This is a genomic window from Rhizobium changzhiense, assembly GCF_013087625.1.
GTDB lineage: Bacteria > Pseudomonadota > Alphaproteobacteria > Rhizobiales > Rhizobiaceae > Rhizobium > Rhizobium sophorae.
In genome coordinates this window covers 300,962-321,521 of record NZ_JABFCQ010000003.1, presented here as the reverse complement: position 1 = coordinate 321,521, position 20,560 = coordinate 300,962, and the positions used below count along the sequence as shown (strand labels likewise).

Genomic DNA, 20,560 nt, shown 5'->3' with positions numbered 1-20,560 from the left:
GCCGATAGGCTGTTCGTTCAAGACGAGGTAGCCAAGACATGCACATTCGAAGAGCCGTCTCCGCCGACGCGGAGGAGCTGAGCAGTCTTTTGAACGAAATCATCATTGCCGGCGGAACCACCGCACTCGAGACGCCGCTTTCGGCTGCCGAGTTCGCGGACTGGTTCATCGACGGCGAGTTTCCTCTTGCCTGCCATGTTGCAGAGCATGATCAGTCGCTCGTCGGCTTCCAATCGCTCAGCTTATACGGCGACCCGCCGAAAGGCGTTGCCGACATCGCCACCTTTGCCCGCTTGAACCCAAGGACCCCAGGCGTCGGCAGCGCTCTCTTCCCCGCGACCCGAGCCGCAGCGGAAGAGCTCGGGCTCGAATTCATCAATGCGACCATTCGGGCCGACAATGTCAGCGGCCTTGGCTATTACACAAAGATGGGCTTCGAGACCTATGACCGGCTGGTCCAGGTTCCGCTTCAAGATGGAACGCCCGTCGACAGGATCAAGAAGCGTTTCAGAGTGGACGCCAGGCACCACACGATGCCCGACGCCTGAAACCTGTTCGATGGCGCTGCGGGAGTGCTTGGCATCCAAGGACCGGACCGGTTCAGCCTTGCTCAGCGTCGCCTGTTTGCAAAGGACCGACAAGCCGATGCGGCCTCTTTGCAGCTACACTCTGATGTGCGGCAACGAAGTTGAATTTTGCCGGCCTGCGGAATATTAACCTTATGAAGTAACAACGTAGTTTTCCATAACGGAAGAGAAATTACCTTTAGCTTCCGTCACAAGTTCATCCCCTCATGCGTAGCCGTTCGGGGCAGAGACGGATTTGGAGCCGCAAGGACGTAAAAAAGAAACGGATCAAAGCCATGCCGGGAGATTTGCCCATGCCGACTGCGATGTTCACGGCCGACGAACTGGCAGTGATCCGCCGCGCTTACGCCCATCAGGTGGCGGCAACCGCAGCAACGACGAACCCGCGGATCGAAGCTGCCTTTGCCACCGTCCCGCGCGAAAAATTTCTCGGTGCTCCGCCATGGCAGATCGCCAATCTGGGCGGCGGGTATCGTCCCCTCCCCTCCTCCGATTTGGTCCTGGCCTATCAGGACGTGCTATTCGCGCTGCAGTCCGAAAAAGGTGTCAACAACGGCAGTCCCTCGCTGCATGCCCGACTCCTGGCGGAGCTGGACATACAAATCGGCGATCGCATAACCCATATGGGTGCCGGCACCGGCTATTACAGCGCCATTCTTTCGGAGCTTGTCGGCGCCTCCGGTCATGTCTATGCCGTCGAGATGGATCCCGATCTGGCTGCCCACGCTCAAACAGCGCTTGCCGATCGGGCCAATGTCAGCGTCATCAACGCCGACGGCAGTCAATGGCCGCAGCAAGAGGTGGATGCGATCTATGTGAATTTTGCAGTCGCGCGGCCCGCGGAACCCTGGATCGAAAGGCTTCGGCCTGGAGGGCGCCTGGTGCTGCCACTCGGCGTACCGCGCCAGGACCGACCGCCGAAGGGCGGTCGTCACGCATCCCATGGTGCTGCACTTCGGATTGAGCGCGGCGAGAGTGGATTTGCGGCGCGTTGGATCAGCACAGCCTATTTCGTCTGCGCCAATGGTGGATTGTCGATCGATGACAACGAGATCGAGGCGCTGACAGCCGCATTCAGGCGCGGCGGCATCGAGTTCGTCAAAAGCCTGCTCTGGAAAACGGCGCCGCGGATAGGGCGCTGCTGGTATATCGGCGATCAATGGGCGCTCTGTTATGATGACGCCTGAACCATCCACGCCGCGAAAGTCGGCTGCCTAATCTGAGCGAGGAACGAAAGCGATGTGGCGCAGCTCGCCAAAGAGCTCGACGCCATCCTGCCTTTCGATCGACCTGATCCGCTGACGCACTTCTGACCGACGATGCGGCACCACGCTCAAACATCTGACGCAGGAAACATGGGCGGCAACACATCTAAAAGCCCGTTCGGAACTGGGCCATCTCGAAGCCTGTGCAAGCTCGCCACCGGCGCCCTGCCCTATCCAACGCTGGGAAACCTGCTGCTGAAATTTGCCGGTCTTCATCTTTGATGATCGGACCAAGGGCGCTAAGGATCCGAGCAACGGCCACGCTGGCGGGGTCGAGGCGGGATTGAGCGCCGACGGCTTGTTAAATCTGTGGTCCGCATGCGCGGGTTACGGTGCACCGACAGCAGACCTGCTCCTTCCGCAACGCTGACGCGATCCGACCAGGGCATTTGACACATCCTCCTGGAAGGAGCCGCTCAGACCGATGGCAAAAATCAGCAAGCGGCCGCGGCCACACCATAGCTGATCGGCAGCGCCTTGGCCCATGCTCGCCAGGACCGGATCGACACGAATGGAAAATGAGGATTCGTTGCCCGTCCGACGGCGACTGCCGGAATGACAAAAGCCCGGCGCGGGAGAGGTGCGCCGGGCTTCGATAGTGACCGACAGCCTGGGAGGAGGAGTGCTGTCCGTCGGACCGAAGCGGCTCGGAGGGGTTAAGCGCTTCGGTCTGTCACGAGGTAATGTTGCAATGCGGCGAATTCAAGCCTATGGCTGCTCGGATGTTGCAGACGAACGCCCAGGCAAATACAATCTCCTCTCGCACACGATCGGCACTGGGCGAAGGGTTGTCCGCGGACAACTTGCCGAGCAGCGATCCCGGCGGAGGTAATTCTCCGACCTTCAGCGAACCGATCTGCCCCATCACGAAATGATTGATGCGCGAACCAGGGATCGTACCGCGGGCGCGCCAAGAGCTGGACGTGAACGGCGATTTCCGCAATGATCGACGGCGACCCGCCCTGGACCTGCCTTGCCCAACCCTTCAGCCGATCGACCGCGGCCTCGATTGCCTCCACCTGACTGACGGCCGAATTGGGCGAGAAATCGAACAAGGTGATCGCCATGCTGGCGCCAGTCACCAACGACGGCGACAACAGCGGTCAGCCATCCGCTGCATCATTCGAGGCTTCGGCCTTGGCCTACAAGCCTCTGGAAGACCGACCAATCGACACAGCTTGGACCAGCCAACCGATCGATGCATCGTAAACTGACAGGCTGATGGGTTCGCCGCCGCCACGTGCCGCCCTCTCTGCCCTTAGCCGGGGCGCCCGCAGGGCCTCGAAGGACCGGGCTGGCCGCCGGCCCTTCCGATTAACTCAGTTGGTGGAATCAACAGGGCCACCCGATCTGCCGGAGGGCCGTGTTGCCGTTAGTCAGGCAGCTTTTCGTCGAGCGACAGGAACCTCGATTGCCGACCCATTGAGGGGACGCAAGAGCCGCAAGACGATGGCGTTGCGGCTGCCCGTATCCTAGCCGCATTCTCTTTCGATGCGTAACTGCGGCGCCAACAGCGCGGCAATCCGACTGGACGGCGCTCCGCTCCTCGCCAGACAAGGAGCAGGCTTCGGCATTGCGGACCTGTCGGAACGCTTGAAGCCGAATACGCCACGCCTGTTCGGCAGGGCGTATGAAACCGCTTTTCTAAGATGTCAGGCAGAGCCGTAGCTGCGGCAGCGATAGCTGCGCGAACCCAATTGCTGCGGAACCCGGTTCATGCGCAAACGACCTGGCGGCTACCACGTTGACCATCCCGTTGTCCGCGGACAACGGCATCAGCAGGCAACGTTCGGCCTTGCAGCCAGGGTTTGCGGATTCGCCTGGGAGAGATCGCAGGGTCGGCCGCACATCCGCCATGAAGCCGGCGTTTGTGTGGTAGTCGGCCGACAGTACGGCTGCCTCGCTGTCAGCCGGTTCTTTATACGACCGAGCGGAAGAACCTCGCGGAAGGGGAGGGGCCGTCCTTTGATCTTGGAGGATCGGCGGTCACGACCAAATTCTTTTGGCGCATCCACCCGTTACGAAAGGGCGGTCGCTGACATCGACCGACGGGCCGTCAGCGCACCTGACGCAGCGACGACTACCGCCGATCTGCTTGCAGCAGCGAGCCGCGCATGGGGAACGGCAGCGTCGAGCCCGCTTTGTCCTGAGATTGCCGGCCGTAGCACCAGGACCGCGCCATCATGTCAGACGGGCCGCGCCCATCGTCGATGCACGCTATTTGATGACGGGCAGCCCTCGCTGTCAGCCAGTGTGGAGGACCCTGCGTTCATCCCGGCCGATATGTCGGAAGATGTTACAGCGCCTTGTGAACGGGATGTCGGGCAGCGCTTGCGGTGACGGCCGGGGGAGGGCCGCCCACGGCAAAATAACACCGGGCTACGAACTGGCCGACGTTCGGAGCGGCGCGCGTTGTTTGCCCGCCTCCTCGCCGCGCGGCTGGCTACGCGTGGCCACTTGATCGATCGCGGCGCGTTCCGCCGATTACCGCCCCGCTATCAAACAACCACTGAGGCCATCGAGATCGCGTCCGCGGGCAGGGCAGTGGCTCGGTATCGACGACGCTTGGCATGAGGCGCGCTGAGCGAAAGCAATCGGATCGCAGGGGCAAATCCGGTATTTGCCCGTTGATAACGCAAACGGCTATTGCAGGCCATTGTCACCGGCGCTATTGTTTTGGCGGGCTTGCTGCACAGCGCATCGGCTGGTGCGGGTCGCCGACAGGCGCCGGTATCGAATGGCGGCAGGTGGAATTCAGGTCCAAGTCGCGCTTTCGATATGAGCCGCACGCCAATCTACCGCTTCGCGGCCGCCAAGCCGCCCCACCGGTAGACCTGTTGAAAACACCCTCACCACAGCGGTAACGAAACTAAAGTCTGGATTTGCTTCCGTAGTAGGATTTTACTGCAGCGATATCAATGACTTATGGACGCAACGGCGATGCCACTTCCTCGTTCCTATCCCTGCTTCCTGACGCGATTAGAGAAGTGGGCGATCACGGCCTGCATCAAATGTCCGCAGGAAAGCAACGGCTTGCATCCTTTAGCGGCACCCTGCGTTATCTCCGCACGAGACCGGAGACCAGCTCATGCCTGATGTGCTTCACCTCAAGAGATTCTCCATTGCGGCGACAATGATGGCCGCAGCGATTGGCGCACTTGTGTTGATGCAGGCGACTGAGCGCAGGTCGATCGCCCTGTCTGCGGCTACCGGCCGCGCAGGTGACGATCATGGCCGCAGCGCCGGCACGCCCGAGGCTATTCCCTTCAGTGGCCTTCGCGACGTGTTCTGGCGCGTCTTCCACGAGATCCTCGCCGACAGGGTCACGCTGATTGCCGCGGGCGTGACCTTCTATCTGCTGCTGGCGCTGTTTCCAGCCATGGCGGCCTTGGTATCACTCTACGGGCTGGTTGCAGATCCGACCACCATATCCGAACATCTTCGCGAATTGGCCGGCCTCATGCCATCAGGAGCGTTCGATCTTCTTGCCAATCAGATCAAAGAACTCGTCGATCGGCGCGATGCTACGCTCGGCATCACCTTCTTCGTCGGCCTCGGCATCGCCCTCTGGAGCACGCATAGCGGCACTCTGGCGATCTTCGACGCGATGAACGTCGCCTATGAAGAAGAGGAGAAGCGGGGGCTTGTCCGGTTGAACCTGATCGGCCTCTGCTTCACCCTGTGCGCGATGCTTTTGACGGTCGTCATGGTGGCGCTCGTCGGGGTCATGCCGGTTGTTCTCTCCTATCTCTGGCTCGATCAGTTCAAGGAGCACATGGCCCTTCTCATGCGATGGCCACTGCTTCTACTGGTCGTCGCAGTGGCCGTTACATCGGTCTACCGCTTCGGCCCCAGCCGGGAGCCTGCCAAGCTCCGGTGGATGACATGGGGCGCGGTTCTGACCACCGTCGCCTGGACCGCCATGTCCCTCGGCTTCTCCTACTATCTGGATCACTTCGCCAATTACAACGCGACATACGGCACGCTCGGCGCACTGATCGGCTTCCTCATCTGGATCTGGCTTTCCGTCGTCATTCTCATCGTCGGAGGGGAGCTGAACGCCGAACTGGAGCATCAGACCGCGAAGGACACGACGACGGGAACGCCGTTGCCGATGGGATCGCGCGGGGCCTATGTCGCGGACACTCTGGGCAAGACTATGAACTGACTGCGATGATTGCTCCTCTCATATGGTTTTGATGTATTCTGCCATTTCTGCAGTCCCGGCACAGGAGACGATGATGACCGCCCCGCATCCTTCCAAAACTCATATCGGCAATCATGCCCTGCATCCCGAAACACAGATGCTGAATTACGGCTACGATCCCGAACTCTCGGAAGGGGCGGTCAAGCCACCGGTGTTCCTCACGTCGACCTTCGTGTTCAACACAGCCGAGGATGGCCGCGACTTCTTCGATTATGTGTCTGGCCGCCGCGAGCCGCCCGAGGGGAAAGGGGCCGGCCTCGTCTATTCGCGCTTCAACCATCCGAACAGCGAGATCGTCGAGGACAGGCTCGCCGTCTACGAACGGACGGAAAGCGGCGTGCTGTTTTCATCCGGCATGGCAGCGATCGCCACCACTCTGCTCGCCTTCGTCCGGCCGGGGGATGCGATCCTGCATTCGCAGCCGCTCTACGGGGGAACCGAAACATTGCTGGCAAAGACTTTTCTGAACTTCGGCGTCGCCGCTATTGGATTTGCCGACGGCGTCAGCGAAGGATCGGTGCAAAAGGCGGCAGAAGAGGCGATGGCCAAGGGCCGCGTCTCTGTCATCCTGATCGAGACGCCTGCCAATCCGACCAACAGTCTGGTCGATGTCGCAATGATACGACGCGTGGCCGACATGATTGGAGCAAGACAGGGCCATATGCCGATCATCGTCTGCGACAACACCCTGCTCGGACCGGTCTTCCAGCGGCCGATCGAGCACGGCGCCGATATCTCGCTCTATTCGCTGACCAAATATGTCGGTGGTCATTCGGATCTGATCGCCGGCGCCGTTCTCGGTCGCAAGGCGGTGATCAAGCAGATCAAGGCCCTGCGCGGCGCGATCGGCACCCAGCTCGATCCACATTCCTGCTGGATGCTCGGCCGTTCGCTGGAAACGCTGCAGCTGCGCATGGAACGGGCAAACAGCAACGCGGGGGCCGTCGCTGACTATCTGCGCGATCACCCGAAGGTCGAGAAGGTCCACTATCTGCCCTACCACGACCCGGAATCGCCGGCCGGCCGGACCTTCATCGCGCAATGCACCGGCGCCGGCTCCACCTTCTCTTTCGACATCCGCGGCGGTCAGCCAGCCTCGTTCAAATTCCTGAACGCGCTACAGATCTTCAAGCTCGCGGTCAGCCTCGGCGGCACGGAATCGCTTGCGAGCCATCCTGCCACCATGACGCATTCCGGCGTGCCCGCCGACGTCCGCCAGCGCATCGGCGTTCTGGAATCGACGATCCGTCTTTCGATCGGCATCGAGCATCCGGACGACCTGATCGCCGACCTGGAACTGGCGCTGCAGGCCGCCTGAGACACGGCGGGGAAATCGATGCCCGGCGCCGCTGGGCATCGAGCTTGGCGTCACTTGTCGTCGATCGTCAGTTCCGTCTCGTCGGTGTCCAGCACGAAGACTGCAAGCAGGCGCGCCGGCTTGGTGTCGCTGGCGTTTGCGCTGACGCTGTGGTGATCGCCGGGAAATTCAGCGAAGCTTTCTCCGGCCTTATACGTTTTCACCGGGCCGTCGTTCACCGCGCTGCGAATTGCCCCTTCGAGAACGGTGGCGTAGATGAAGGCCGAATCCGGATGGGTATGGCCGGGCGACAGGCCGCCGGGCTCATATTCCACCATCACAGCCTTCATACTCTTGCCGGGAACATTGGGAAGCTTCTGGTCGAAAACGACGCTTACCTTCGCTTTCCCACCTCCGGCGTGAGCCTGAGTACCGGCGGCAAGGACAAGGGCGAAGGCCGCTGCCGAGATCATTTTCCTGAGCATGTCTGGTCTCCTCAGTTGATAGAATGGGTCGACAGGCGCAGCTTCGCTGTCAGGCGCTCTTTTTCTGCGGCGGCTGACGGCTGAGCCAATCATCGAAACGGATCTGGCCGAGCCGCGCCTTGGGGCCGGTCACGAGCGAATTGTCCTCGAGTTCGACGCCGAAATAGCGGGCGTGCGGATCGGCGACCACCTGGCGCGGATCGTTCGTCGCCTTGAAGAGACGCGTCACGATGTCTGTGAGGCGGATTTTTTCCGGCCCGCCGATTTCGATCGTGCCGTTGACAGGCGAGGCGAGCGCCACCTCGGCCATGACGTCGGCGACGTCGTCTGAGGCGATCGGCTGCAGATAGGCCGGCGACAGATGCGTCGTCTGGCCCACCGTGTTCGATTGAGCGATGCCGGCCATGAATTCATGGAACTGCGTCGAGTGCACGATGGTGTAGGCTATGCCGGAGGTCTTGATCAGCTCTTCCTGGGCCATTTTGGCGCGCATGTAACCGCTGCCCTGCAGCCGCTCCATGCCGACGATCGACAGCGCAATGTGATGCTTGACGCCGGCGACGGCCCCTGCCTTGAGCAGATTGCGGCCCGACGTCTGGAAGAATTCCAGGACGGCCTTGTCCTCGAACGAGGGCGAGTTTGCGAGATCGAGCACCACCTCAGCGCCAGCGAGCGCTTCCGCCAGGCCCTTGCCGGTGATCGTGTCGACGCCGGAATTCGGCGAAGCCGCCAATACGTCATGCCCCTTGTTGCGCAATCTTTCCACGGTCTTCGAGCCGATGAGGCCGGTGCCGCCGATAACGACGATTTTCATGGATAGTCTCCTTGTCCTCTATGAGGAGTTTCCTCTGTTGACTTGCCCTACTGATATGACGGCGAGCAGGAATTGCTCGGAGTGCCGAAACCGTGACGGAGCCAAGCGGCTTCATCAGCCGGAACCGATGGGCATGAGAATGCGCTCGATCACGGCTTTGAACCATTCTCCCTCAGTCGCTGTCGCTCTATGCCAAGGTGTAGGGCCGCTCGCCCTGCGGTCGAGCCGTATTGCGGAAACGGAGGCGATTCGCGTCATCCGTCATCGCGAGGAAAGGAGACAGTGAGGAAGGATATGCCGCGCCGTCTCCGCTCCTCGCAATACCGTCGTCTCGTCAGGAAAGCCTGACAGCCTCGAACAGCGCCGTAAGCCCGATGCCTCCGCCGATGCCGATCATCGCCAGGCCAGTCGCACTAGGCGCCCAGCTTCCGCGGGTGTTGCGGATCAACTGGCTGTATAGCCGGGTCACGAGGATTGCACCGGAGGCCCCGAACGGATGGCCCAAGGAAATTGCTCCGCCGTCCTTGTTGATCGCGTCGGCAGGGATAGCGAGCTGGTCCAGCGATGCCAGAACCTGGGCCGCGAAAGCCTCGTTGAATTCGATGGCATCGATGTCTAAGAGCGAGAGCCCGGGCTGACGCTGCAATAGCTTCCTGGTCGAGGCGACCGGGCCGATGCCCAGCAGGTTGGGATCCACACCGGCAGCGGCGCTGTCGATGAAGGCAAGGCCCTTTTCGATACCGATACTTCTCGCCATTGCGCGGCTCATGACCAGCACCAGGCAGGCGCCGTCGTTCAGCGGGCAAGCATTACCGGCTGTCACCGAACCATCGGCCAGGAAGACCGGCCGGAGGTTTGCGAGCGCCTCAAGAGATGTGGACGGGCGCGGGCACTCGTCCCGTTCGATCAGACCGTGGCCGGTGGAAATGTCGACGATCTCGGGCCGAAAGATGCCTGCCTCCGCCGCCGCTACGGCGAGCCTATGGCTGCGCAGGGAGAATTCATCCTGCCTCTGCCGCGATATGCCGAACTGACGGGCGACGTTTTCTGCGGCAATTCCCATTTCCGGATCGCCGATCGCTTCAGGCGAAAACCGGGCGCGCCCGTAAAATCGCGGCGGCATCCCATTCGCCTTTGGTCTTTCGAGGCGCCATGGCGCGGTGCTGACGCTTTCGACGCCGCCGGCCAGAAAGCACGAGCCGGCTTTCGCCTGGATCAGCCGGGCTGCCGTGATGATCGCTTCCAGGCCTGAGCCGCATTGCCGATCGATCGAAACACCCGGAACTGCCATCGGCAGACCTGCGGTCAGCGCCGCCAGCCGCGCGATATTTCCGCCGCCGCCGGCGGCATTGCCGACCAGCACGTCGTCGATGCTTTCGGGCGCAATTCCCGTCTCGGACACGATCCGATGGATGATCGGTGCAAGCAGGTCTTCTGCCGCAGCAGTCGACAGCGATCCGAACGCCCGGCCGATCGGCGACCGGTACGCGGCAACCACGACCGGCTGCCAATCCTCGTCAGGCTGATAGGCGTAGGACAAGATCGTCTCCAGAAACCACTGATGTCTCCACTTGCCCCCTCGAGATCTTCCCGCTGCTCGTCATCGGCCAGGATCTTATATGGTAGAATTGTTTGGGGATCTTGTACCTGGCGAGCGAGCTCGCGCAATGATCGGCCAGAATTTTTAGGTCCATCGTCTCTCCCGAGACGACGGCGACGATCCGCTGACCGAAGTAGGCGTCCGGCAGCCCGAAGACAACGGCATCCTCAACGCCGGGGCAGGCTTTGAGCGCGCTTTCGACTTCGGCAGGATAAACGTTGTTGCCGCCTGATATCATCATGCCGCCCGCCCTGCCGATCACCCGCAGCATGCCATTGGCATCGAGTTCGCCGAGATCCCCGACCGTCGCTCCCGCTTCAGTGACCCTGAAGGCCTGACCATCGTCGCCCCAGAGATATCCGTCCGCGATCAGGTCGCTGTCGACGAATATAGTTCCCGCCACATCGGTACCGACGTCGTTTTCGTCGGGGTCGCGGATGGAAATTTCCACGCCGGGATAGGCTTGTCCGACCCGGTCGATCGGAAAATCGATCTCGCCGCCGACAAGGGTCGAGACCGTCATGAAACCAAGCTCGGATGCACCGTAATATTCGCGGATACGGGCATTCGGAAACAGGCAGCGCATGGATTCGACACCGTTCCTGTCAAGCTTTGCGCCGGCGGTGAGAACATCGCGCAGGGAGGTCAGAGCGGGTTCGCCTGCCCACGCCCTTGCAATGCCGGCTATATGGGTGGGTACGGCAACCAGCCGTTCGACTTGCCAGGAGGAGAGCGAGCGTGCGACCACGCCCGGATCCCATTTCCGGACCGAATGAAAAGTCCCGCCGGCATCGAAAGCTTCGACCAATGCATAGAGCGCCAGGCCATGCGCGAGGGCTCCGGGGCACATTGTCGAGGGCGCGTCTTCGAGCTCGAAAACAACGCGTCCGCGATCGAGGCTCCGGCGCCATTGCTCCCGCGAGCGATAATAGGCCTTCGGCTCGGCGGTGGTCCCTGAGGTGAAGCCGATCAGAAAGATCTTGTCGGCATCGAGCGGCAGTTCGGCTTCCTTTCCCACCACGGCGAGGTCGAAAGCCTCCGCTCCGGCAGCGACCACAGGAATGCCGAGTCTTCGGGCAATTTCGGCGCTCGGCCCGGCATCGTCGTCGACGATCAGAACGTCAGGCGCCAGGTGCTCGATTATGCGTTTGATCTTTTCCGGCGGCATCATCGGGTCGATGACCGCGCAGGCATTCGGGAAAGCGGTCGCCGCCGCAAAATACTCGGCAAAGCCGATATGATTGCCAAGGCTGAGAGCGACAAGCTTCTCCACACCGGGCAGATCGAGCGTGCGGCCGTTCGAGCGGGGGAGCTCCTGAAGAAACCGATAAATTGCCTTGGCGCGCACATAGAGCTCGCCATAGCTGAGCGAGCGCCCGTCGATCACCAGCGCCGGTTTGTCCGGTGCCTCCGTTGCATGTCGAAGGAGCTGCGCATGGATCGGCATGGACACCCGCTGGTTTGAATGATCGGCCGTCAGCCGGGAGACAGAGCGGCCCTGGTCACTTCGGGGATGGGCGTCGGGCGGCTGTCGGAGAGGCCGACGCAGACCCAGACGAAATGCGCCGATGCGCAATGGGCGCCATCGCGCTGGCGAAAGAGCTCTATGGCAAAGGACAGGCTCGTACGCCCGATTTTCTCCACGTCCACCTTTGCCTCGACAACATCGTCAAGGTCGATCGGGCTGTGAAAGGTGATCTCCGCCTTCTTCACGTGATAGGCAACGCCGGAGGAGGTGTGACGGAAATGGCTGAGAATTTGCCGTTGCCGCAGGAACTCGACGACCGCATCCTCGCAATAGTCGAGATAACGGGAATTGTGGACGTGACCATAGATGTCGATGTCTCGCATCGAGACCCGGAACGATGCTAAAGGCCTGTCGTCAACGCTCATTCGATCACCAATTCGACGGGGTGATCTAACCGCAGTGTGTGGGGGATGCAATGCAATATCAGGCGGTCGTGCGAAAATTCGGCCCGGCCCAGGACGTCGTTGAGCTCGAGCAGGCCGCGCTGGCGCCGCTGCAGCACGACCAGGTCCGGGTGCGCCTGCTGGCGCGGTCGATCAATCCCTCCGACATCATAACCATATCAGGAGCCTATAGCGGACGCACGACATTACCCTTCATTCCCGGCTTCGAAGCATTCGGAGTGGTCGAACAGTGCGGTGAAGAGGTTAATGGACTTTCCCCTGGGACACGCGTGCTGCCGGTGCGCAGCGCCGGCGGGTGGCAGGAATTCAAAGATACCGATCCCGGCTGGTGCCTTCGTGTTCCGGACGAGCTCACCGACTTCGAGGCTGCGACGAGCTACGTCAATCCGATGACGGCCTGGTTGATGCTGCATGCCAAGATCGGGCTGAGGCCGGGCATGCGCATCGCCATCAATGCCGCCGCCTCTTCGATCGGAGCGATATTGATCGGTCTCGCTAATGCCGCCGGCGTCGAGCCGGTCGCCATCGTCCGCAGCGAAGGATCACTTGAGCGCCTGCGCGGCCGGGTCGAGGCTGTCATCATCGACAGGGAAGAAAGCGAGAGCGATCTGGTTGCCGGGCTCGCCGGCCGGCATGGGCTCGACGCGGTGCTCGATTGCGTCGGAGGTGCGCGCGCCGCAGTCCTCGCAAGCGCGCTACGGCCGGGCGGACGCTTCGTGCATTACGGTCTGCTCTCGGGGCTGAGCATCCCGAATTCATTCTGGGCGTCCCATCCCGATATATCCTTTTCCTATTTTCACCTCCGGGAATGGGTACATTCGCAAGCCATGGGCGGCGTCCAACAGGCCTATTCCGAGGTCGCCGCGCAGATCGCCTCGAAGGTCATCACCACCGAGGTGCGGGAGGTGTTTCCTCTGGAAAAGGTCAGTGAAGCACTGCGATCCGCCGTTCCGTTCCGGACGGGCGGCAAAGTGCTGCTGGCCTAACGAACATGAGCAGGCCCGCGACAACGTTTTGACGGCTAAGCGGGATCGGGAGTAGCATCCCTGCGGCAGCGGCAAGGTGGTCAAAGCGGCCGGCCCGGTGGAGATGCAATGATGAAGCACAAACCTTTCCTCCTGACGTTCGCGGCGCTGGCATTATGTTCCGCATGGCCAGTCTCTGACGCCTTCGCGGCAGCGCAGCCTATCTTCTGGAGCGCTTTACGGCCGGCCGATCAGGCCAAAGCGACAGTGCCGCTGTCGGGCAAGGCGGTGAGCGGCCCACAGGGCGAAACACTCGCCTGGCATGGGGAGGGGCATCCGATCGAATTGACGGGCTTTGTTCTGCCGATCGACCAGGACGGCGATCTTGTCTACGAATTCTTGCTGGTGCCTTGGGCCGGAGCCTGCAGCCACATGCCTTCCCCTCCGCCCAACCAACTGGTTCGTGTCGTTCCGGAAGAGCCTTTGCACCTGGCAAGAATGTACGAGACCGTCACCGTAACGGGTACCCTGCGGCCCGGCCTGGATCAGGCGCAATTCTTCATGATCGACGGTGACCGCGTCCTCACCTACGGCTACAGCATAAACCATGCCCAGGTAGCGACAGTAACGGCGACGACTGATCCCGATCTGCTGTCACTTTCGCCTTTCGGCATTCTGCCTCGCCAGTAGAAAGCGCAGAGACGCTTCTTGCATGAACACCGCCAATCGCGTATATACAACAACATATATACAAGCTGCGGAGGACCCCTATGCCGCAATATGCGCGTGTATTTCAATCCGGTAATTCGCAGGCGGTCCGGCTGCCGAAGGAATTCCGCTTCGACGTCGACCAGGTGGAGGTGACGCGGGAGGGCGATGCTGTGATCCTTCGGCCACGGGCCGATCGCGGCGTGCGGTGGGCATCGTTGCATAGCGCCTTGGAGCGCGGCCTCAGCGACGATTTCATGGCGGAAGGTCGGGAGCAGCCGGAGGGGCAGGAGAGGCCTGATCTTCAGGACCTGTTCAAGTGATCACGCATCTTATCGACACCAATGCGGTGATCGCTCTGATCGGCAGGAAATCCGAAACACTGCTGAAGCGCGTGATCGACAACGACGAGGGATCGATCGGGCTGTCGACCGTGGTGATGCATGAACTCTATTATGGCGCCTATAAAAGCGCGAAAATTTCCTACAATCTTGAAACCCTGCGCCTGTTCATGGCGGATTTTCCGCCTGTCGGTTTCGAACGCGAGGATGCGCTGGCCGCAGGCGAGATCCGCGCCGCATTGGCGACAAAGGGAACGCCGATCGGTCCCTATGATGTCCTGATCGCCGCCCAGGCCAGGACTCGTGATCTGGTTCTCGTCACCAACAATGTCGGGGAATTTCGCCGCGTCGATGGTCTGCGTGTCGAGGACTGGACGGTCGGGCGGTAGGTCCGATCTCCGATAAAAAATGCCCGGGCGCTGCCGAAACTGCGCCCGGGCGAAATGCTGCCGATCAGACGAGGTCGAAGCGGTCGGCGTTCATGACCTTGTTCCAGGCGGCGACGAAGTCCTTGACGAACTTCCCCTTGGCGTCGGCCTGGCCGTAGACTTCGGCGAAGGCGCGCAGCTGCGAGTGTGAGCCGAAGATCAGGTCGACGCGGGTGCCGGTCCACTTGGAAGCGCCCGTTTTGCGGTCGCGGCCCTCATAGACGCCTTCCTTGCCGGCGGTGGGAACCCACTGCGTGCCCATGTCGAGCAGATTGACGAAGAAGTCGTTCGTCAACGTCTCGGGACGCGAAGTGAAGACGCCGTGTTCGGGGCTGCCTGCCTTCAGCACGCGCAGGCCGCCGACGAGGACGGTCATCTCAGGACCGGTCAGCGTCAAGAGCTGAGCGCGGTCGACGAGAGCTTCTTCCGGCTTCATGAACTGATGGCGCTTGTCGTTCACATAGTTGCGGAAGCCGTCGATGCGCGGCTCGAGTGCTGCGAAGGAATGCGCGTCGGTCTGGGCTTCGGAAGCATCCATGCGGCCCGGCGTGAAGGGCACGCTGACGGCGTTGCCGCCGGCCGCTGCCGCCTTCTCGACGCCGGCAGCACCAGCGAGAACGATCAAGTCGGCGAGCGAGATCTTCTTAGCCCCGGTCTGGGCGGCGTTGAAGTCCTTCTGGATGCCTTCGAGAACGCCGAGCACCTTGGCGAGCTGTGCCGGCTGGTTGGCGTCCCAGTCCTTCTGCGGGGCAAGGCGGATGCGCGCGCCGTTGGCGCCGCCGCGCTTGTCGGAGCCGCGGAAGGTCGAGGCCGACGCCCAGGCGGTCGAGACCAGTTCCTGCACGGTGAGCCCGGTGGCGAGAACCTTTTCCTTCAGTTCGGCAATGTCCTTGTCGTCGACGAGCGGGTGGTCGACGGCCGGGATCACATCCTGCCAGATCAGGTCTTCGGCCGGAACTTCCGGGCCGAGGTAGCGCACCTTCGGTCCCATGTCGCGGTGGGTCAGCTTGAACCAAGCGCGGGCGAAAGCGTCGGCAAACTCACCGGGATTTTCGAGGAAGCGGCGCGAGATCTTCTCGTAGGTCGGATCGAAACGCAGCGCCAGATCGCTGGTCAGCATGGTCGGCAGGTGCCTCTTCGAGGCGTCGTAGGCATCAGGAATGGAGGCTTCGGCATTTTTGGCCTGCCACTGATGCGCGCCGGCCGGGCTCTTCGTCAGCTCCCATTCGAAGGCGAAGAGGTTTTCGAAGAAGTAGTTGCTCCACTTGGTCGGCGTCTGCGACCAGGTCACTTCGAGGCCGGCGGTGATCGCATCCTTGCCGACGCCGGTGCCGAACGAGCTCTTCCAGCCGAGGCCCTGGTCCTCGATCGCGCCGCCTTCCGGCTCGGCGCCGATCAAGGACGGGTCGCCGGCGCCATGCGTCTTGCCGAAGGTGTGGCCGCCGGCGATCAGCGCCACGGTCTCTTCGTCGTTCATCGCCATCCGGCCGAAGGTTTCGCGGATGTCGCGCGCCGAGGCGATCGGATCGGAATTGCCGCCCGGGCCTTCCGGATTGACATAGATGAGGCCCATCTGCACGGCGCCGAGCGGCTCTGCCAGCTCGCGTTCGCCGCTGTAGCGCTCGTCGCCCAGCCAGGTTCCTTCAGGACCCCAGAACAATTCCTCAGGCTCCCACACGTCGGCGCGACCACCCGCAAAGCCGAAGGTCTTGAAGCCCATGGATTCGAGCGCGACATTGCCCGTCAGGATCAGCAGGTCGGCCCACGAGATGCGGTTGCCGTATTTCTGCTTGATCGGCCACAGCAGGCGGCGGGCCTTGTCGAGGTTGGCGTTGTCAGGCCAGCTGTTGAGCGGCGCAAAACGCTGCTGGCCCTGGCCGGCGCCGCCGCGGCCATCAGTGATGCGGTAGGTGCCGGCGCTGTGCCAGGCCATGCGGATGAACAGGCCGCCATAGTGACCGAAATCGGCCGGCCACCAATCCTGCGAGTCCGTCATCAACGCGTGAAGATCCTTCTTCAGGCCGTCGAGATCGAGCTTCTTGAACTCCTCGGCATAATCGAAGGCCTGGCCGAGGGGGTCGGCGCGGCCGGAATTGTGATGAAGAATCTGCACGTTCAACTGGTCCGGCCACCAGTCGCGATTGGATCTGCTGCGAGGCGTATTGCCGTGTGCGACAGGACATTTGCCTGCGCTGTCAGTGGGGTTGTCCATGATCGTCTCCTTCATTGCTTGATCTGTCTGCGCGTCAAAAAGATGAGCCGAGCTGGCGCCCTACTCTCCCCTTGCAGTCTTCATATCGGAAGCGCTTCATAAATTTAAGTTGGATTTACTGATCGTTGCAATAAGCTGAGATTATGAAGAACCTTACCCTGAAACAGCTACGTTATTTTGAAGCACTGGCAAGAGATGGCCGCTTCCGGCGCGCTGCCGACGCCTGTGCGATCTCCCAGCCGGCATTGTCAATGCAGATCAAAGAACTTGAGCAGGAGTTGGGCGGCGAGCTTTTCGAGCGCAACGCGCGTGAGGTGAAGCTGACGGCCTTCGGCCAAAGCGTCGCGCTCAGGATCCGCGATATCCTGCGTGGCGTGGACGAACTGGCGGATCTGGCGCGCGCCGCACGCGATCCTTTCCTGACACGGTTGCGCATCGGCATCATCCCGACGATCGCGCCCTATCTGTTGCCGGCGATCATCAACGATCTGAACAGGAGCTTTGCAGGCATTCAGATCGAAGTGCGCGAAACGCAAACCTCGAAGCTGGTTCAGGAGCTGGCGCAAGGTCAGCTGGACACGGCAATCGTTGCCTTGCCCGTGTCGGAACCCTCCCTGGCAGAACTCGAGCTCTTCAAGGAAGAGTTCGTGCTGGTTCGGCGGCCCGAAGACGAGGGTAAGCCGGTGCCTGAACGCGAGGCGCTGCGCGAAATGCGGCTACTGCTGCTCGAGGAAGGCCATTGCTTCCGCGATCAGGCTTTGTCGTTCTGCAAGATAGGGCAGGCCCGTCCCCGGGAAGTCATGGAAGGCAGCTCTCTCTCCACCCTGGTCCAGATGGTCAGCGCCGGTATCGGCATCACCTTGATTCCCGAGATGGCCGTTCCCCTCGAAACGCGCTCGGCGCATGTCTCGATCTCCCGTTTTCAGTCTCCGCAGCCGTCGCGAACGATAGGCATGATCTGGCGCAATTCGACGCCCATGGCCAATCAGCTCCAACAGGTTTCCGAGGCGGTTCGCCGGTCGGCCGAGAGCATGCGCGAACAGTATGCCGCCCGGTGATGGACCTGATATGGCCTCGCCTCAAGATCGCCGTTTGAATGTATGCTCCGCTGCCGGAAACTGTCGCGATCGGACCTCTTCGGCATAAGCGGCAGCAGCGGCCGAAATCCTTTTGGCGAGTTCGTCGTAGCGCTTGACGAAGCGCGGGATGAAATCGTTGAAGAGCCCCAGAATGTCGTCGGAAACCAGAACCTGGCCGTCGCAGGCGGAAGAAGCGCCGATACCGATGGTCGGGACGTGCATGGCGGCCGTCACCTCCCGGGCGAGCGGCTCCACCGTGCCCTCGATGACGACGGCAAAGGCGCCCGAGCCGCCGATGGCGTGGGCGTCGCGGCGGATCTTCGATGTCTCGTGTTCGGAATGGCCGACGGAACGATAGCCGCCTGCGGTTTGGACCTGCTGCGGCATCAGGCCGATATGGCCCATAACCGGTATCCCCCGCTTCGTCAGAAAGGCGATGGTCTCGGCCATCTCCTCGCCGCCCTCCAGCTTGACGGCGTCGCAGCCGGTTTCCTGCAGGATGCGGACAGCGTTGCGGAAGGCAATCTCCTTCGATTCCTGATAGGTGCCGAACGGCATGTCGACGACGACGCAGGCCTTGCCGACGCCGCGCATCACCGCCTTGCCGTGTGCGATCATCATGTCCAGCGTGACGCCGATGGTGGTCTCCATGCCGTAGAGCACCATGCCGAGCGAATCCCCGACTAGCAGCAGGTCGCAATGCTCATCGAGCAGCCGCGCCATGGGCGTCGTATAGGCGGTCAGGCAGACGATCGGCTTGCCGCCCTTCATGGCGGAGATGCGCGCTGGCGTGAGGCGCTTCTGAATTCCGGCCGCGCTCATCTGGTCACTCCCTTTCCCGGCAAGCTCTGCCCGCCGTTCACCCTCTTGTTCCCTACAACCCGGTTGTCTCCGACAACCCGGTTGTCGAGCAGCCGTGTCGAGCCGACCCGAACGAAGAGCGCCACGATGACAGGGTCGGCGATCGACGTGACCGGCAGCAGCGTCGCGGCATCCCTCACGGCGACGACCTCGGGCTTTGCCAGAGGCTCGCGATTGAGAAACGCCGTGAGCCTTGCCTCGAGTTCCACCGGATCGGTAAGGCCGCCGGCGACCAAACGCTCCGCCTCGTCAAGGGTCTGGGGGACGATCACCGCGGCACGCCGCTCCGCCTCGCTGAGATAGACGTTGCGCGACGACAATGCGAGACCGTCGCTGTCCCTGACCGTCGGCACCGATATCACGCGCACCGGCATGGCCAGGTCGTCCACCATGCGCTTGATGATGACGACCTGCTGGTAATCCTTCTCTCCGAAATAGGCGATCTGCGGCTGCACGATGTTGAAAAGCTTGCAGACGACAGTGGCGACACCGGCAAAATGCCCGGGCCGGACCGCCCCTTCGAGTTCGCGCCCGAGATCGGGAACGTCGACGACGGTTAGCATCGGGCGGGGATACATGTCCTCGACGCCAGGTGAAAAAAGGAAATTGACGCCCGCTTGCCTCAGCATGGCGGCGTCGCGTTCCAGATCGCGCGGATATTTGTTGAGATCTTCCGCCGGGCCGAATTGCAGCGGATTGACGAAAATCGAGACGACGACGATGTCGTTCTCGGCGCGAGCGCGCGCGACCAGTTCCATATGACCGGCATGGAGATAGCCCATCGTCGGAACAAGGCCGACGGTCCGCCCCTGCCGCCTCAGCGCGTCGAGCGTGTGGCGCAACTCGTCAATGCTCGAGAAAACCCGCATATATCCTCCCCTGCCGGTCACTCCATCTTGGCGCGGATAAGAAGTGTAATCGATGCGGCGGGTCAATGCATATTCCTCGATAAAAACGATTAGATGCAACGGCAGCCGAAGACGCTGGGCCATATCGGTCCCGGGAGCGGCTCTTCGCCACTTGGCTGCTTGCAGTGGAACCGACGATGTGCGACTTCCGTTACTCGCCCTGTCCGTCAAGATACCATCACAGTCGATCGCTATGGACGTTACATGGAGGACGCATGGACAAGCCCTGGAAGATCAGCCGCGGACCGATTGCGGCAACCGAGCTCGACGTGGAGAAGGCAAACGCGATCAATGTGCTGTTGATCCGGCCGGTCGGCGTCCTTCCGGCCAAGGAGGGCGATCCGATCCTTCCTTTTGCCGTCGGCCTTTTCAACGAACTCCGCCCGCTCTTGAAGCCCGATGCAGGCGTCACGACGCTCAGGCGGGCGACAGCTGCCTATGTCCACTGCCGGCGCTATTATTTCGCCAGCGCCCAGCCCGATTCCATGCGCCATAGTCTTGACGGTGAACCCGTCGAACCACTGTCGCCCGAAGACCGGCTGGTCGCGCAAAAGCGCTTCCTGAGCCTCAAGCAGAACACCGGCAAAGCCGACGCGCCCGAGCAGACAGCACCGGTCCCCGCTCCGCTGTTGAGCAAAAGCGAGCAGATCCGCGCAGCCCTCCTCGGCAAAAGGAACGGCGCCAGCTAAGCATGTCGCGCAAATGTGTGCAGTGGTTTTGCGACAACGACATGCGTAAAAACAAAGACCTAAAGCGCATGGCGCGAATCTGAAAGATCGCGACGCGCTTTAGAGCAGGATGACATCAGCGTCTCATATCCGCCTTGCAGTCATTGTGCGTTCTTGCGTAGTGCAACCGTCATTCACAGGGG

At 61.7% G+C, this 20,560-nt stretch carries 19 protein-coding genes; 11 read left to right on the top strand and 8 right to left on the bottom strand.

Annotation, left to right across the window (positions count from 1 at the left end):
- Nucleotides 1-38: 38 nt before the first annotated feature.
- The 5 genes from G9X68_RS16595 (at nucleotide 39) to G9X68_RS16575 (ending at nucleotide 7,377) form a co-directional block, all read left to right on the top strand.
- Nucleotides 39-548 carry a GNAT family N-acetyltransferase gene (locus G9X68_RS16595; protein ID WP_171603328.1) on the top strand — a complete coding sequence of 170 codons (510 nt, stop codon included), beginning with the start codon at nucleotides 39-41 and terminating at the stop codon, nucleotides 546-548.
- Nucleotides 549-862: 314 nt separating this feature from the next.
- Nucleotides 863-1,774, top strand: coding sequence for a protein-L-isoaspartate O-methyltransferase family protein (locus tag G9X68_RS16590; protein WP_171603327.1), 912 nt, complete (start codon nucleotides 863-865; stop codon nucleotides 1,772-1,774).
- Between the two features lie 1,113 nt (nucleotides 1,775-2,887).
- On the top strand, nucleotides 2,888-3,061 hold the full coding sequence (locus tag G9X68_RS16585; protein ID WP_171603326.1) for a hypothetical protein: 174 nt from the start codon (nucleotides 2,888-2,890) through the stop codon (nucleotides 3,059-3,061).
- 1,879 nt (nucleotides 3,062-4,940) lie between these two features.
- A complete protein-coding gene (locus G9X68_RS16580) occupies nucleotides 4,941-6,020 on the top strand; it encodes a YihY/virulence factor BrkB family protein (RefSeq protein WP_171603325.1) in 1,080 nt (359 codons plus the stop codon).
- Between the two features lie 73 nt (nucleotides 6,021-6,093).
- On the top strand, nucleotides 6,094-7,377 hold the full coding sequence (locus G9X68_RS16575) for a cystathionine gamma-synthase family protein (protein WP_171603324.1): 1,284 nt from the start codon (nucleotides 6,094-6,096) through the stop codon (nucleotides 7,375-7,377).
- A gap of 50 nt (nucleotides 7,378-7,427) precedes the next feature.
- Here the strand turns inward: G9X68_RS16575 and G9X68_RS16570 are convergent, their stop codons facing one another.
- The 5 genes from G9X68_RS16570 to G9X68_RS16550 form a co-directional block, all read right to left on the bottom strand.
- Nucleotides 7,428-7,841: a cupin domain-containing protein gene (locus tag G9X68_RS16570; RefSeq protein WP_138330791.1), complete on the bottom strand. Its 414-nt coding sequence runs from the start codon at nucleotides 7,839-7,841 to the stop codon at nucleotides 7,428-7,430.
- A gap of 49 nt (nucleotides 7,842-7,890) precedes the next feature.
- Nucleotides 7,891-8,655 carry an SDR family oxidoreductase gene (locus G9X68_RS16565; protein WP_171603323.1) on the bottom strand — a complete coding sequence of 255 codons (765 nt, stop codon included), beginning with the start codon at nucleotides 8,653-8,655 and terminating at the stop codon, nucleotides 7,891-7,893.
- Nucleotides 8,656-8,989: 334 nt separating this feature from the next.
- On the bottom strand, nucleotides 8,990-10,195 hold the full coding sequence (locus tag G9X68_RS16560) for a thiolase family protein (protein ID WP_171603322.1): 1,206 nt from the start codon (nucleotides 10,193-10,195) through the stop codon (nucleotides 8,990-8,992).
- Nucleotides 10,173-11,702, bottom strand: coding sequence for a class I adenylate-forming enzyme family protein (locus G9X68_RS16555; protein WP_171603321.1), 1,530 nt, complete (start codon nucleotides 11,700-11,702; stop codon nucleotides 10,173-10,175). Before G9X68_RS16555 ends, G9X68_RS16560 begins: the two co-directional genes overlap by 23 nt.
- 29 nt (nucleotides 11,703-11,731) lie before the next feature.
- Nucleotides 11,732-12,148 carry an acyl-CoA thioesterase gene (locus tag G9X68_RS16550; RefSeq protein ID WP_171603320.1) on the bottom strand — a complete coding sequence of 139 codons (417 nt, stop codon included), beginning with the start codon at nucleotides 12,146-12,148 and terminating at the stop codon, nucleotides 11,732-11,734.
- 50 nt (nucleotides 12,149-12,198) lie between these two features.
- Here G9X68_RS16550 and G9X68_RS16545 point away from each other — a divergent pair, with 50 nt between their 5' ends.
- The 4 genes from G9X68_RS16545 (at nucleotide 12,199) to G9X68_RS16530 (ending at nucleotide 14,590) form a co-directional block, all read left to right on the top strand.
- Nucleotides 12,199-13,173, top strand: a complete 975-nt coding sequence (locus G9X68_RS16545; RefSeq protein WP_171603319.1) for a zinc-dependent alcohol dehydrogenase family protein — start codon at nucleotides 12,199-12,201, stop codon at nucleotides 13,171-13,173.
- A gap of 108 nt (nucleotides 13,174-13,281) precedes the next feature.
- Nucleotides 13,282-13,842 (top strand): DUF3299 domain-containing protein, encoded by a 561-nt coding sequence (locus G9X68_RS16540; RefSeq protein WP_171603318.1) that lies wholly within the window; start codon nucleotides 13,282-13,284, stop codon nucleotides 13,840-13,842.
- Between the two features lie 80 nt (nucleotides 13,843-13,922).
- Nucleotides 13,923-14,183: an antitoxin gene (locus G9X68_RS16535; protein ID WP_171603317.1), complete on the top strand. Its 261-nt coding sequence runs from the start codon at nucleotides 13,923-13,925 to the stop codon at nucleotides 14,181-14,183.
- Nucleotides 14,180-14,590 carry a PIN domain-containing protein gene (locus G9X68_RS16530; protein ID WP_171603316.1) on the top strand — a complete coding sequence of 137 codons (411 nt, stop codon included), beginning with the start codon at nucleotides 14,180-14,182 and terminating at the stop codon, nucleotides 14,588-14,590. The genes G9X68_RS16535 and G9X68_RS16530 overlap by 4 nt, the downstream gene beginning before the upstream one ends.
- A gap of 64 nt (nucleotides 14,591-14,654) precedes the next feature.
- Here G9X68_RS16530 and katG read toward each other — a convergent pair whose 3' ends face one another.
- Complete coding sequence (katG, locus tag G9X68_RS16525; RefSeq protein ID WP_171603315.1) at nucleotides 14,655-16,841, bottom strand: catalase/peroxidase HPI; 2,187 nt, start codon at nucleotides 16,839-16,841, stop codon at nucleotides 14,655-14,657.
- Nucleotides 16,842-16,984: 143 nt separating this feature from the next.
- On the opposite strand from katG, the gene G9X68_RS16520 reads away from it, so the two are divergent.
- Entirely contained in the window at nucleotides 16,985-17,899 is a 915-nt protein-coding gene (locus G9X68_RS16520) for a hydrogen peroxide-inducible genes activator (protein ID WP_171603314.1), read from the top strand.
- 21 nt (nucleotides 17,900-17,920) lie between these two features.
- On the opposite strand, the gene panB is transcribed toward G9X68_RS16520, so the two are convergent.
- Together panB and panC are read right to left on the bottom strand one after the other, a co-directional pair.
- On the bottom strand, nucleotides 17,921-18,742 hold the full coding sequence (gene panB / locus G9X68_RS16515) for a 3-methyl-2-oxobutanoate hydroxymethyltransferase (protein ID WP_171603313.1): 822 nt from the start codon (nucleotides 18,740-18,742) through the stop codon (nucleotides 17,921-17,923).
- Nucleotides 18,739-19,650 carry a pantoate--beta-alanine ligase gene (gene panC / locus G9X68_RS16510; protein ID WP_171603312.1) on the bottom strand — a complete coding sequence of 304 codons (912 nt, stop codon included), beginning with the start codon at nucleotides 19,648-19,650 and terminating at the stop codon, nucleotides 18,739-18,741. Before panC ends, panB begins: the two co-directional genes overlap by 4 nt.
- Nucleotides 19,651-19,904: 254 nt before the next feature.
- Here panC and G9X68_RS16505 point away from each other — a divergent pair, with 254 nt between their 5' ends.
- On the top strand, nucleotides 19,905-20,378 hold the full coding sequence (locus G9X68_RS16505) for a ProQ/FINO family protein (protein WP_171603311.1): 474 nt from the start codon (nucleotides 19,905-19,907) through the stop codon (nucleotides 20,376-20,378).
- The last annotated feature ends 182 nt before the right edge of the window (nucleotides 20,379-20,560 follow it).